Origin of the sequence: Nonomuraea purpurea, from assembly GCF_042650645.1 — a bacterium.
Lineage (GTDB): Bacteria > Actinomycetota > Actinomycetes > Streptosporangiales > Streptosporangiaceae > Nonomuraea > Nonomuraea purpurea.
The window spans coordinates 69,056-82,598 of sequence record NZ_JBHSBI010000043.1 but is presented as its reverse complement, the minus strand read 5'-3'; the positions used below and the strand labels follow the sequence as shown (position 1 = coordinate 82,598).

The following is a 13,543-nucleotide window of genomic DNA, read 5'->3' as shown; positions in this document are numbered from 1 at the left end:
CGAGGGGCTCCTGGATGCGCGCAAAAGAGACGCGACGGGGACCAGCGGGTACGGCGGAGGCGTTGCGCGAGGCTGCCAACAGATGTCCTTCCGAGGGATCGGGGTGGACTTGCTGCACGCACGCCGGACGGCCCGGCGCTCAGAGCGAGCGACGGGTGACGTCAGGGGTAACGTGGAAGGGCAGCATAACCCAAAAAAGAAACGAGTTGCAACGCCTATATTATTCGTCAACCTCGATCCCGCTCACAGTATGGCACGCCTCGATTCGGGTCGTCAACTCTGAGCATCGGTAACGGGCATCGGTCCCGGCGTCATTGACGCGAAGACGAACGCGGGGCCCTGCTCGACCAGCGCCACGACCTGGTCACAGCCGTACGCCCGCACCTCCCTCGTCGAGGCGGAGGAACGTGGCGCCCTCGACGGCCGCGCGGGCCCCGAGGACGTGGCCGTCGCACATCCTCGTCTCCGTCCCGGCGCGGTCGATCACCTTCCACGTCACCGGCTCCCGGCACGGCCGGCCCAGCCGGTCGTAGTGCCAGGTGCGGCGGCACACCCGGCACGTGGAGATGCCCGCGCTGGAGGACAGGGTGTTGCCGTGCTCGGGGCAGACGGTCCATGGCATGCCGCACGGCTGGGCCTGGAGTTCGGCCAGGTCCGCGGCTGCCCGCCGCAGGGCTTCGGCACCCCTGGCCAGCGACTCGACGGCCTGCTGCACCACCGCGAGGTAGTCGCCTTCCGGCGGGCCGCCGCCGAGCGTCAGGGCCTCGGTGGTGAGCGCCTCGGCACGGCTCGCGAGGTCGTGCAGGTGAGCGGGCGTGACGGTCATCCGGGCTTCTCTCTCGCAAGGACCGCCGCTGGTGCGGCCGGGGATGTGGTTGCTGCATTGGACCCTACGTCGCGGCGGAGCCCCAGTGGGCGATGACCGGCTTCAGGAAGGCGACGTGCGTCCCGTCCAGCCCCGCGACCTCGGCCGGTGAACGGACGAAGGCGATCCTGGCCAGTTCCGGCTCGCGGCCATGGGCCGTCTCCGAAGACACCAGGGCCGCGTACCGCTCGCGCAGCAGCGACTCCGGCCGGTGCGGGGCCAGGAACAGGACCCCGACGTGCCCCTCCTCGTCGTGGGTGACCAGCCACAGCCTCAGCTCGCCCGGCGCGGTGTCGAGGCCGGTCTCCTCGGCCAGTTCCCTGGCGGCGTGCCGGCGGAGGGCGGAGGTGTCGAGCGGTTCCCGGCCCTGCGGCGGTTCGGCGGATCCGCCCGGCAACTGCCAGCGGCCGGGTGAGGCCGTGGACGCCGACATCCGGCCCACCAGCAGGCGCCCGTCGTTCGTCGGCTGCACGACGGCCACGAACAGGGACGGCAACGATGCGGTCGCGCCGGGAACCCGGCGCAGGGCGTAGTGACGGTAGGTGGTCCTCACCCAGGTGAGCACCAGGCCGCGCGGCCCCTCTCGTTCCAGCCCCGCGCACGCCGCCGCCGGCCCGTCGAAGAGGCTCGGGTTGGCGCGTACCGCCTGCTCCCACACCCGGTTCATGGCCTCCCGCTCCTCGGGCGGCACCCGGGGCGGCGCGGTCTCGACCAGCCGGATCCGGTCGACCTCCAGGAGTTCGACGCGGGACGGTCGCGACAGGGGCTCGATCACCGGGCTCATGCTGGCGGAGCGCGGACCGTCTGACAACGATCGCCACGCGGCCGGTTCTCAGCCCGACCAGGCGCTGAGCGCGCCGCCCGCGGCGGTGGTGCTGACGGCGAGGGAAGGAATCGGTTCCCGGGCGGCCGTACTGGGTATTTTCAGGCGACGCCCGGCTGCCCGTCGAGAGAAAGGAGGTGGCCGATGCAGAGCGACGGCGAGCTGATGCTGGGCGGCTTGCTGGGCGCCTGTCACATGGCCTCGATGGAGGACCTGCCCGCGATCGTCGCCGAGCACGGCGGCCTGGCCGGGTTCTCCGACGCGGTGATCTACGTGACCGACCTGCAGCAGATGTCGCTGGTGCCGCTGCCCGGTCAGCGGGCGGGGTCGGGCGAGCCCCTGGAGCCGTTCAAGATCGACACCACGCTGGCGGGGCTGGCCTTTCGCGGCGCGGAGCTCGTCCAGTCGCGGGGAGAGGGCGAGGGCGAGCAGTGGTGGGTGCCGCTGCTGAACGGCACCGAGCGCGTCGGCGTGCTGGGGCTGACCGCGACCGTCGGCGGGGAGCTCGCCGAGTGGCGGGCCAAGCAACTGGCGGCGCTGATCGCGGCGCTGGTGGTGGGCAAGGGCCCGACCAGCGATTCCTACGCCAGGGCGGTGCGCGCCCGGTCCGTGAGCCTGTCGGCCGAGGTGGTGCAGAACCTGCTGCCGCCCAGCACGTACGCCGACGCCGACGTGGTGGTCAGCGCCATGCTCGAACCCGCGTACGAGGTGGGCGGCGACGCCTACGACTACGCCCTCGACGAGGGCGCCCTGCACCTGGCGATCTTCGATTCCATGGGGCACGACACCTCCTCCGCGCTGACGACCTCCGTCGCGGTGGCGGCGTTCCGGCAGAGCCGTCGGGAGCGGCAGGATCTGCCCACGACGGGCCAGGACATCGACGCGGCCATCGCCGAGCAGTTCACCGGCCGCTTCGCCACGGGCGTGCTGGCCGATCTGGACCTGCGTACCGGCTGGCTGAGCTGGGTGAACCGGGGGCATCATCCGCCGCTCGTGCTGCGCGACGGCCGGCTCGTGGCCACCTTGACCAGCGAGCCCGACCCGCCGATGGGTTTCCGGCTGAGCCCGTCGACCGGCCTGCTGCGCTACCAGTTGGAGCCGGGCGACCGGCTGGTCTTCTTCACCGACGGGATCATCGAGGCCCAGAGCCCGGACAGGGAGCTGTTCGGCCTCGAACGGTTCATCGACTTCATCATCCGTCACGAGGCCAACGGCCTGACGGCCCCCGAGACGCTGCGCCGCCTGATCCAGGCGATCCTGCAGCACCAGCGCGCCCGGCTCCAGGACGACGCCACCGTCCTGATGCTGGAGTGGCACAGCGGCGAGGAGCGGCGGCTGACGCCCTGAAGCGTTTGGAATGCGGTCTGACCTGCGGGTATGATCTAAATCACAAACGCATAACGTGACAGGGCCCGGTTCCCCCGTCTCCAAGCCGAGCGCTTCTCACCCCGCATCATCCGGACGAGGGGGCGGAGGGTGAACGCGCACCACACAACCTCTATCACCGCCCGCATCACACTGTTCACCGGCGTGGTGGCGGCCCTGATGTCCACGGTGCTCGCCGTCGTCCTGATGATCGCCATCCACAGTTTCGCGACCGACACTCTCACCAGGGAGACCCGGGCGGCCGGCGGCCGCGTGGCCACGCGGCTGGAGGAGGAGGTGTGGCCCAGTCCCCCGCTCAGCGGACTGCACTCCCGCAACATCCAGATCGTCGACCACAAGGGCCGCGTCGTCGCCTCCACCCCGGCGCTGCACGGCAAACCGCCGATGGCGCAGCTCGCGCCGGATCCCCTGAACAGCAAGGAAGCCGTCGTGTGCGACGGGATCTTCCCCGACAGCGACTGCGCGATCGTGGTCGCCCAGTCGGCCCACCGGCCCGAGGGGAACTGGACCGTCTACACCTCCTCGCCCGCCATCCCCCTGTGGGTGGAGCCCTGGCTGGCCGCCCTGGTGGCCGGGTCGGCGGTGGGGATCGCCGTGGGCATCACCTACCTCGGCCACCGGATCGTCACCACGGCCCTGCGGCCGGTCAGCGCCATCCGCAAGGAGCTCGACGAGATCAACGCCTCGTGCCCCGGCCACCGGGTGCCCGTGCCCTCCAGCCGGGACGAGATCAGCGGGCTGGCCGACAGCATCAACCTCACTCTGGCCCGCCTCGACCGCGCGATGAAACAGCAGCGCCAGTTCACCTCCGACGCCTCCCACGATCTGAGGAGCCCCATCGCCGCCATGCGCGCCGAGGTGGAGGACGCCCTGCAGGCGCCGCGCGACACCAGCGTGACCACGATGGGCAAGAGCATCCTGGGCAGCCTGGACCGCCTGGAGGCGATCGTCTCCAACCTGCTCGCCCTGGCCAAGCTCGACGCGGGAGCCCCGTACACGGACGAGCCGATCGACCTGGCCGAGCTGACGAACACCGAGTGCCAGACGCGCCGCCCGACGAGTAAAAGGCTCATTTGCCGCCTCGAATCCGGCGTGCTGGTCCGGGGCGACCGGCTCCAGTTGACCCGCCTGATCACCAACCTGCTCGACAACGCCGACCGGCACGCGGACAGCACGGTCACGGTCACCGTCCGGCAGGCCGCGCAGGACGTCGCGGAGCTGGAGGTGGTCGACGACGGGCCCGGCATCGATCCGGACAAACGCGAGCTGGTCTTCGAGCGGTTCACCCGGCTCGACGCCGCCCGCAACAAGGACGCCGGGGGCACCGGGCTGGGTCTGCCGATCGCCAGGCAGATCGCCGAGTCCTTCGGGGGCACGCTGCGGATCGAGGACAGCGACCGCGGCGCCCGCTTCGTCCTGCGCATCCCGCAGATGACTACTTGACACCAGAGAGCAAGTACTTGCTATTGTGTGTCAAGTGAGCACTGCCGAGCACGTCGAACTGGCCCGTGAGCTGGCCCGCCTCGTGGAGATCCGCATCACCGACCCCCTGGAAATCCTCCTGAACTCCGACGAACACGTCGGCGCCGTGGGCGAGCGGCTGCGCATCGAGGCCGAGGTCTGGGCCGCGCAACTGCTGGGGCCCGACGACAGGCTGGCCGTCATGACCTCGGCCCGGCTGATCGCCGCGCTGTTCCCCGGCGACGCGCCGTTCGACCCGCCCGACGAATGGTGGCGCAGCGCCTTCGGCCGGGTGGTGGCGCGGCGGGCAGGGCATCCCGGGGCCGAGGCGGTCAGCTTCAGCACGGCGGCGGCGATGCTCGGCATCACCCGTCAGGGCGTTCACGACCTGGTCAAACGCGCGAAACTCGACCGGCATCCCGGCGGCGGGGTGACGGCCGCCTCCGTTCGCGCCCGGCTCAACCTCCCCAAGGAGCAGCATGTCGCAGCACGACGTCACCATCACTAATAAGGCGGTCCGGCTCGCCGTCCGCGACCACGGCGGCGAAGGCCCGCCCGTCCTGCTCCTGCACGGGCTGGGCGGCACGCTGGACGCCTGGCGCGAGGTGGCGCCGGCGCTGACGGGCGCGCACCGCGTGATCTCCATGGACCTGCGCGGCCACGGCCTGTCAGGCGACGGCCCGTGGGACTGGGACACGGCCCTCGGCGACATCGAGACCGTCATCGACCACCTGGGGCTGGACGCGCCCGCCATCGTCGGCCACTCCCTGGGCGGGATGCTGGCCCTGCTGTGGGCCGCACGGCATCCGGAGTGCCCGGCCATCGTCAACCTGGACGGCCTGCGTTCCGCGGAGAACGACCCCGAGAACTACCCCGGCATGGAAGCGGCCGAGTTGGAACGGGAACTGGCGGGGCTGAAGGCCGCCTTCGACGCCCAGGAGGCCGCGATGGCCCAGCCGCTGCCGCCCGAGCAGGTCCCGCTGGTCCCCCCGCGCGCCGTCGGCGCCGACGGCCGCCTGCGGCCGGGCCCCGAACTCCTGGCCGCCGTGCGGTACGCGCCGCACTTCCGCGACGCCATCCCCTCCCTGATGGACCTCCGGTGTCCGGCCCTGATCGTCCTGGCCACCCAGGACCCGCCCGGCATGCCGGGCGGCGAGCTCACGGCGGCCCTGCGCCGCGGGGTCCGCCGCGACCTGGCGCCCGTCACCGCGGCGCGCCCCGATATCCGGGTGGTGGAGCTGGCGGCCGGCCACAACATGGTCGATGAGAAGCCCGGCGACGTGGCCGCCCTGATCAACGAGTTCCTTTGACGCGATCTCCCGTCAGGGCACGCATCAGCACGGGCAGCGCGACCAGCAGGGCGATCCCCCGCAACACGCCCGCGACCGGGTACGGCGCGCGCAGCCCGAACGCGTGCGCCACGAGCCCGCCCGCCAGCGCGCCCAGCGGGATCAGCCCCCATCCGAGCATCCGGTAGGCGCCGTTCACCCGGCCGAGCAGGTCGGCGGGCACGAGGTGCTGGCGCAGGCCGACCGTCACGATGTTCCAGAGCGTCGTGACGAAGCCGTTGAGCGCCAGCAGGACGCCGAGCACGACCGCGTTCGGGCTCAGGCCGATCCCGGCGAAGACGGCGACGTTCGCGGCGAGCGAGACCAGCAGCGTGGCGCGCGTCCCGGCGCGTTCGACGGCGCGCGCCCCCACCAGGGCGGCGAGCAGACTCCCGAGCGCGGCGCCGGCCAGCAGCAGGCCGTAGCCGCGCGCGTCCAGGTGGAGCGTCTGGGTCGCGAGCAGGACGAGGGTGGCGTTGCCGAGCTGGAAGCAGAAGGAGTTGACGCCGACCAGGAGCGCGAGCGCGCGCAGCAGCCGGTGACCGGCCAGCCAGCGCAGGCCGTCCGCGATCGCCGCCCCCATCGGGAGGTGTTCCGTCCGCCGGCGCGGACGCCGGGGCATCGTCGCCAGCAACGCGGCGGACAGCAGGAACGTGGCGGCGTCGATCCCGAACGGCAGCGCAGCCGCGACCGTGAACAGCAGACTGCCCAGCGGCGGCCCGGCGAACTGCGGCCCGATCGTGTTGATCGCCTGCTGATGGGCGTTCGCCCGGTGCAGCAGGGGCTTGCCGACGATCTCCGGCAGCACCGTCTGGGCCGCGTTGGCGAAGAGGACCGCGCCCGACCCGAGGCAGAAGGCGGCGACCGCGAGCACGGGGATGCTCATGTGGCCGAGCGCGACGAGGATCGCGACGGCGCCGACGATCACCGCCTGGATCGCCTGTGAACGCCACATCAGGCCGATGCGGTCATACCGGTCGACGAGCACGCCGGCGGGGAGTGACAGCAGGAGCCAGGGCAGATACGTCGCCGCGGAGACGACCGAGACGAGCCTCGGGTCGGAGGTGATGGCGACGGCCAGCAGCGGAACGGCCGCGGCGAAGGCCCCGTCGCCGACGCCGCTGATCCCGGCAGCCCACGACAACCGCCGGTAGGGAGAGGTGGTCATGGCGGCGATCGTCCGATGTGCCGGGGCCGCCGCGACAACATTTAGGGCAGCGCTACATAATCGATCCGTGGCGTTGCGGATCGAGCTGGGGGTGGCCGAGCTCGCGGCGACCCGGTTCGCGATCTCGCCGCTGTCCGAGACCGTCGCCGGCCTGCAGCAGCTGGGCGGCCGCGACCGGCACCCGATCAACCTGCGCTGGCTGCGCTGGGCCGGTGACGAGCTCGCCCGGCGGCCGCTCGACCTCGCCTGCACCTGGCCCCTGATCGTGAGCGACCGGCTGAACTGGCCCGAGTTCCTCGTGCCCGCGCCCAGTGGTCCCGGGGCCACGATCGAGGACGACCTGGCGGCGTTGCTGCGCACCACCGCCGCCGACGTGCGGACGAGCCTGCGGCGCGTGTTCGGCGCGGAGCCCCCCGCCCCCGTCGCGCGGCTCGCCGAGGACCCCGCCTCCGGTTTGCGCGCGATCGCCGCGGAGCTGCGCACGGCCTACGACCGGCTCGTCGCGCCACACTGGTCGCGGATCCGCGCCGTGCTCGACGCCGACGTCGTCCATCACGCCAAACGGCTGGCCGCCGGCGGCGCCGAGCGGGTGTTCTCCGGCCTGCACCCGGATCTGCGCTGGTGCGACGGCCAGTTGGTGCTGACCGGGGAGCGGTGGCGGGCCGAGCGCACGGTGGATCTCGGTCCTGGCGGGCTGGTGCTCATGCCGGTGGTGCTCGGCTCGCCGTACGTGCTGATCAAGAAGAGGACGTCCACGCAGACCACGGTGCGTTATCCGGCCAGGGGCGCCGGGACGTTGTGGACCATCGGAACCCGGCCGCCCCCGGGCAGCGCGGTCCGGCTGCTGGGCCGGGCGCGGGCCGAGCTGCTGGAGGCGCTGCGTTCGCCCGCGACGACCACGGACCTGGCCCGCGCGCTCGGTGTCACGCCCAGCGCGGTCTCGCAGCACCTGGCGGTGTTGCGGCAGAGCGGGCTCGTGGCGCGCGAGCGTTGCGGGCGCAATGTCCTGTACGTCATGACCGACCTGGGAGCCGCCCTGCTCGGTACCGGGCCCAGATCGTCTTGAGCGCCCCGCTCCCCGCCCGCCTGCGAATCCGGCCGGGCAGCCGCCCCCGTTCCCCGACGGGGGCGACTGCCCGTTTCAGCTCATCCGGCCGGAGGGGCCGGAATCTTCGGACGCACCCGGACGACCTCACCGCCCTGGGTCATGTAGAAGTCCACCGCGTTCCAGTCGCGCTTGCCGAGCCGGTGGGCGCGCCGCAGCTCCGACATCTCCCAGGCGGTCCCGAGATTGTTGGCGGGGTCGGCCACCGTGCGCCAGTCACCGGCGGGAACCCGGTCGGCCCTTGCCAGCAGGGAGGTCACGGCTTCGTCAGGGGTCTTGGCCAGCGTCTTCATGGCGTCGTCCACGTAGACGCCGTCGAGGCTGACCGACAGCCTGACCCCGTCGTCGCCCATACCTCGGGTGACCGCGGACATCCAGATGGGACGCCCGTCGCCGTTCGGCGTCGGCAGTCCGAGTCCCTTCTTGTTGAGGGTGAACGCGCTCCCGCCCAGTTGCCTGGCCAGGGCGTCGGAGTGCTGACCGATGCCGAGGACGAGCCGGTCACCGCTCCTGACCAAGTCGTCGATGCAGTCGTTGTGCACCAGGACCGGCGTCCCGCCGATGTAGACGTAGTAGGTGTGGTCGGTCTCGACCTCGAAGTTGTACACCTCCACGGGCCCGTCGGAGGCCGACACGGCCTGGACGGGCCTGGCCGCGCCGGACGGGTCCTGGAGCGCGTCGCCGGGCCGCAGGTCCTCCGCCCGTGTCCAGCCCTTGCCCTGCACCCAGAAGCGGTGGCCCTCGGTGGCCGAGAGCGTCCCGCCGGCCGTGGTGATCCGCACCAGCGAGTCGACCGTGCGGTGGAACAGGCGGGTGACGCCGCGCAGGGTGCGCGCGCCGGTCTCCGGATCGGCCGCCCACACCCGGTCGCCGGCCTTGATGTCCTCGATCCTGCGTGGGCCGTTCTCCGTGTCCACCATCGTGCCTGCAGGGAAGCACTGGCCCGCGGCCAGCGTCCTGCCGGCGGACTGCTCCAGGCCGGAGATCGCCGCGCCGGACAGCCCGGAGTACCGCAGCCGGAACAGGGCCGAGCCGACCGACGCGCCCCCGCGCAGGGCGCCGCGCACGCCGGCCGCGTACACGTACCCGGCCTTGATCACCGGCGGGATGACGATGCCGCCGACGGCCCAGGCGCAGTTGGAGGCCGATCCGCCGGTGCCGCTGACCTTCTTCCAGCAGCCGACGTAGTCGTGGACCAGGGCTCGGGCCAGGCCCTCGATGACGGCCTGGGTCAGCTCCCAGCCGTTGATGTGCGTGCGCTTGGTGTAGCGCACCTCGAACGGCCCGCTGCCGAGATAGTCGAGCTGCAGGGAGACCGTGCAGTCGGCGATCCCGTGGCCGGCCTGCGGGCAGGACAGCAGGTAGTAGTCCTGCTCACCCCACATGTGGTACTCGAGGTCGATGTCGCAGCCGATGTCGTCGCCCGACCCGGTTCCGACGCAGTTGCTCTTGGGATTGATCTCGAACCAGGGGCTGTTCACGGTGGCGATCACCCCGGCCAGGCCGGTCGGACCGGCCTGCGAGGCGCGCTCGGCCTCACGAGCCCGGTCGGCCGCCTCCTCGGTGCGCCGGGCGGCCTGCTGGGCCTCCTCGGCGGCCTCGCGCGCGCGGGCCGCGGCGTTCTCGGCCGTGGTGGCGTCCTTCTCGGCCTGGGTGGCCACGTCGCGGGCGGTGGCGGCGTCCCGTTCCGCGGCGCCGGCGGCGTCGCGGGCCGAGGCGGCGTCCAGCTCGGCCTCGTCGGCCGAGTTGCGGGCGTCGGCGGCGTAGCCTTCCGCGGCGGTGGCGGCCGAGTCGGCGCGCGCGGCGTCCTCGGTGGCGCGGCGGTCGTACTCGACGGTGTTGGCCTCGGCCTGCACCGCCGCCTTGGCCGCCGCTGCCGCCTCGGCCGCCGACGCGCGCGCCCTGGCGAGGGCGGCCACGGCCTTGGCGGCGGACTTCGCGGCTTCCGCGGCGGCGACCGCGGCGGCCTTGGCGTCGGCGTCGGCCTTGTCGGCCAGGCCCTGCGCCTCCTTGGCGGCCTTGTCGGCCTGGGCGGCCTTGGCCTGGGCGACGGCGGCCTGCTGGGCGGCGAGCGTCTTGGACGCCTGCGCGGTCAGCACGGCCAGACCCGCGGAGGCGTCGCTCTCCTTGTAGGGGGAGCCGAGCTCGATGGCGTCGTTGGCCGGTTTGATGACCTGGGCGGCCGAGTCGCGGGCGGCCAGCGCCGCCTGGGCGGTGGCGTAGGCGAACCCGGCGGTCTTGACCGCGCTCACCCGGGCGGCGTCGGCCTCCTTGCGGGCGATGACGGCGTCGACCTTGGCCTGGACCGCCTTGGCCTTGGCGGTGTCGGCGTAGGCCTTGGCCTCCTTGACGTTGATGGAGGCCGCCCACGAGGCGGCGATGGCGTCGGCCGCCGCGGCGTGGGCCTGCTTGACGGCGGCGTTGGTGATCGCCACGTCGCGCTGGGCCGCGTCGGAGGCGGACCTGGCGCGGGCCGCGGAGCCCTCGGCGCGGGTGGCGGCCTCGCGGGCGGCGGACGCGGCCGCGGTGGCCTCGTCGGCGGCGGCGCGGGCGTTGGTCGCGGCCGTGGTCGCCCGGTCGGCCGCGGAACGCGCCTGAGTGGCGGCGGTCCTGGCGTCCCCGGCGGCGTCGGTGCCCTCGACGGCGGCCAGTTGCGCGTCCGCGGCGGCGGACTTGGCCACCGCGGCGTCGCGCTGGCTCTCGGCCTCAAGGGCCTCGTCGCGCGCCGCGACCGCCTTGCGCTCGGCCTCCAGCGCCACGTTCTTCTTGTTGGCCGCGGTCGTCCCCGCCGCCTGGGCGTCGCTGAGCGCGCCGGCCGCGACTTGGCGTTCCGACTGCGCCCGCTGTTCCGCCGCGGCGGCGTTGGCCCGCTGCTGGGCGGCGATGTCCTTCTGCCGCTTGGCGTTGTCGCGCTCGGACTCGGCGATCTCCCGCTTGGCGCGGGCGTCGTCGGCGGCCGCCTTCGCCGTCGCCTCGGCGGCCTCGGCCCTGGCCTGGGCGTCCTTGGCCTTGGCGGCGTTCTCCGCGGCCAGGTCGGCCTGGCGGGCGGCGCCGTCGGCGGCGGCCTTGGCCTGCGCGGCGGCCTCCTGCGCGGCGATGCGCCGGAACTCGGCCCGCGAGGCGTGCGCCTGCGTCTCGGCCAGCGCCATCAGCGTCTTGCTGTCGGCGGCCGAGGCTCGGGTGGCGTTCGAGGCGGTCTCGGTCGCCTTGGCCACCGCCAGCGCGGCGGCGGCCGAGGCGCGGGTGACCTGCACGGCCTGCTGGCCGTAGAGCAGGCCGCGTCCCCTGGGCAGCCCGGCGCCGTCCGCGATCGTGTACGCGGCCTGCTGCGCGGCCACGGCGGTGTCCGCGTGGCGCTGCGCCGACTGGGCGGCGCGCGCGGCGACGAAGACGCGGCCGAGCGCCATCGCCTGGGCCTTGACGATGTCGTTCTTGACCTTGGTGAAGTCGGACGCGCTCGGATAGTTCGGGGTGTCGGACGGCTGCTTGAGCCAGTACGCCTGCCAGTCGGCGAGCCGGACCGCGATGATCGACTGGCCGAGCGCCTCGCCGAGGGCCTGGGAGGCCACCTGGAGGTCGGCGGAGGCCTGGGCCTCCTCGGACAGGATGGTGTCACGCTGGGCGCGCTGACCGTCCACCTCCTGCTGCCACTCGATCGAGGCCGTGGCCAGCTCGGCGGTCAGGACCCCCTTCGGGTCGGGCGGGTTGTGGCTGGTGCAGGAGGCGTAGCGGGCCTTGAGGTTCTCCACGTCGACCCGGAACTCCATGCTGTCCGGATCGGGGGCGCTGGTCGGGAAGCCGCCGCGGGCCAGGAAGGCCCGTGCGTCGTCGGCGTACATGGGGTGGAGGAAGGCCATGTCCCGCCACGCCCGCCACCCCTCGAAGTCGTCGCCGTCCTCCGGGTACCGCTCGGCGGCGATCGCGTTGACCGCGTCCACGGACTCCTTGGCGGCGACCGGGGTCTGGTCGGCGTAGAAGTCACTCTCGTCGGTCCAGAACTGGTTGCTGCTCCAGGTGGTCAGGCCGACCTTGAAGAACGGGTCGTCCTTCTGTTCGATCCACCGGAACCCGGTCTCGGTGTAGCCCTTCGGAGGTGGAACGTCGAGCGACTGCTCCCAGACGTCGGGCCGGCCGTTGAGCTCGTCCACCTTGGCCAAGGCCCGATCCCGGTCCTTGTCGTAGGCGATGCTCAGTGGCGTCGGCGGGTCGGACCAGTAGTCGGGGGCGGCGTTGCGCAGCAGGACGTCGTCGGTGCCGCTCAGCCCGGCGCGGGCGACGGCCTTCAGGTCCTGGCTGCCCTTGCGCTGTACGACGGTGAGCAGGCACTGCGCCGCGCGGATGTCGGCGGCGCGCGCCAGGTCGTAGGGCGGGTCGTCGGCGTAGGCGGCCGTCGGGCCGAACCCCGGCACGGGCGCGAGCTGCGCTCCCGAGGCGACGACGACGGCGGAGGCGAAGGCTGCGGTGGTGGCCCGCAGCCGTCCTAAAAGAGGGCGCCGGGTACGGCGCGAAGAAGATGCGTTGGTGCGCATGGTCAGCTTTCAGCCGAAGAGGTGAGGGGGACGATCAGAAGAAGGCGTTGAAGGCGTTCCAGCCCGCGTTGCCGATCTTCTCCTTGGCGGCGAACGGCGCCGAGGCGACACCGGTGCCCTTGAACAGCCACAACGCGCCGGCCGAGTCGCGGGCGATCAGATCGGGTTTCCCGTCCCCGTTGTTGTCGCCGGTCGAGACCAGGGCGGTGTAAGCCTCCCAGCCGGTGCCCGCGCTGATGCGGGCGCCCAGGATCTGGTTGGCGATGATGCTGCCCGTCCCCGGATAGATGTACAGGGTGCCGGTGGTGGTTCTGGCCAGCAGGTCGTTCTTGCCGTCGCCGGTGTAGTCGCCGTACCCGGCCAGGGCGTTCATGGCGTTCCAGCCGGAGGTGCCGGTCGGCACGCGGGAGGCCAGGCCGCCGTCGGTGCGTCCCGGGTACAACCACAGGGCGCCGGCGGTGTCCCGCGCGATGATCTCGGCCGCAGGGCTGCTGCCCATGTTGCCCGGGGTCATGATCAGATTGTAGACGTCCATGTTCGAGGCGACCGGCATGGTCGATGTGCCGCGTTCCGCGGTGTAGTAGAGCTCGCCGGCCAGGCGGAAGAACAGGTCGTTCCCTTTGCCGCCCTCCGAGGTGGTGGCGCGCACGAGCGCGGTCGCCGCGGAGAAGCCGCCGCCGAGGTCGACGGGCGACTGCAGGCCGCCGCCGGTCTTCGGCTCATAGGCCAGCAGGTGCCCGTCCGAGCTCCTGCGGACGAACAGGGGCAGCGTCGGCGCGGCCTGGTCGGCGTTCGCGGCGGGCGGTGCGCCGAGCACGGCGACCAGCGCCGCCGCGGCCACGGCTAATACCCGTCGTATCGAGTTCGTCATTCGACGT

At 72.8% G+C, this 13,543-nt stretch carries 10 protein-coding genes; 5 read left to right on the top strand and 5 right to left on the bottom strand.

Annotated features, from left to right (window positions below):
• Window positions 1–364: 364 nt before the first annotated feature.
• Window positions 365–826 carry a hypothetical protein gene (locus ACFOY2_RS49745; protein WP_379535189.1) on the bottom strand — a complete coding sequence of 154 codons (462 nt, stop codon included), beginning with the start codon at window positions 824–826 and terminating at the stop codon, window positions 365–367.
• A 64-nt stretch (window positions 827–890) separates the two neighbouring features.
• A complete protein-coding gene (locus ACFOY2_RS49740) occupies window positions 891–1,640 on the bottom strand; it encodes an NUDIX domain-containing protein (protein WP_379535188.1) in 750 nt (249 codons plus the stop codon).
• A gap of 192 nt (window positions 1,641–1,832) precedes the next feature.
• On the opposite strand from ACFOY2_RS49740, the gene ACFOY2_RS49735 reads away from it, so the two are divergent.
• From ACFOY2_RS49735 to ACFOY2_RS49720, 4 genes are all read left to right on the top strand, one after another.
• Window positions 1,833–3,035, top strand: coding sequence for a PP2C family protein-serine/threonine phosphatase (locus tag ACFOY2_RS49735; protein WP_379535187.1), 1,203 nt, complete (start codon window positions 1,833–1,835; stop codon window positions 3,033–3,035).
• A gap of 129 nt (window positions 3,036–3,164) precedes the next feature.
• Window positions 3,165–4,517: a sensor histidine kinase gene (locus tag ACFOY2_RS49730; protein ID WP_379535186.1), complete on the top strand. Its 1,353-nt coding sequence runs from the start codon at window positions 3,165–3,167 to the stop codon at window positions 4,515–4,517.
• Window positions 4,518–4,551: 34 nt separating this feature from the next.
• Window positions 4,552–5,043: a hypothetical protein gene (locus tag ACFOY2_RS49725; protein ID WP_379535185.1), complete on the top strand. Its 492-nt coding sequence runs from the start codon at window positions 4,552–4,554 to the stop codon at window positions 5,041–5,043.
• Window positions 5,015–5,845 carry an alpha/beta fold hydrolase gene (locus ACFOY2_RS49720; protein WP_379535184.1) on the top strand — a complete coding sequence of 277 codons (831 nt, stop codon included), beginning with the start codon at window positions 5,015–5,017 and terminating at the stop codon, window positions 5,843–5,845. The genes ACFOY2_RS49725 and ACFOY2_RS49720 overlap by 29 nt, the downstream gene beginning before the upstream one ends.
• Here the strand turns inward: ACFOY2_RS49720 and ACFOY2_RS49715 are convergent.
• Complete coding sequence (locus tag ACFOY2_RS49715; RefSeq protein ID WP_379535183.1) at window positions 5,829–7,031, bottom strand: MFS transporter; 1,203 nt, start codon at window positions 7,029–7,031, stop codon at window positions 5,829–5,831. The two genes, ACFOY2_RS49720 and ACFOY2_RS49715, sit on opposite strands and share 17 nt — an antisense overlap.
• Before the next feature lie 67 nt (window positions 7,032–7,098).
• On the opposite strand from ACFOY2_RS49715, the gene ACFOY2_RS49710 reads away from it, so the two are divergent.
• Entirely contained in the window at window positions 7,099–8,097 is a 999-nt protein-coding gene (locus ACFOY2_RS49710) for an ArsR/SmtB family transcription factor (protein ID WP_379535182.1), read from the top strand.
• A gap of 80 nt (window positions 8,098–8,177) precedes the next feature.
• On the opposite strand, the gene ACFOY2_RS49705 is transcribed toward ACFOY2_RS49710, so the two are convergent.
• Complete coding sequence (locus tag ACFOY2_RS49705) at window positions 8,178–12,665, bottom strand: polymorphic toxin type 27 domain-containing protein (protein WP_379535181.1); 4,488 nt, start codon at window positions 12,663–12,665, stop codon at window positions 8,178–8,180.
• Between the two features lie 34 nt (window positions 12,666–12,699).
• Window positions 12,700–13,536 carry an FG-GAP repeat domain-containing protein gene (locus ACFOY2_RS49700; protein WP_379535180.1) on the bottom strand — a complete coding sequence of 279 codons (837 nt, stop codon included), beginning with the start codon at window positions 13,534–13,536 and terminating at the stop codon, window positions 12,700–12,702.
• Between the last annotated feature and the right edge of the window lie 7 nt (window positions 13,537–13,543).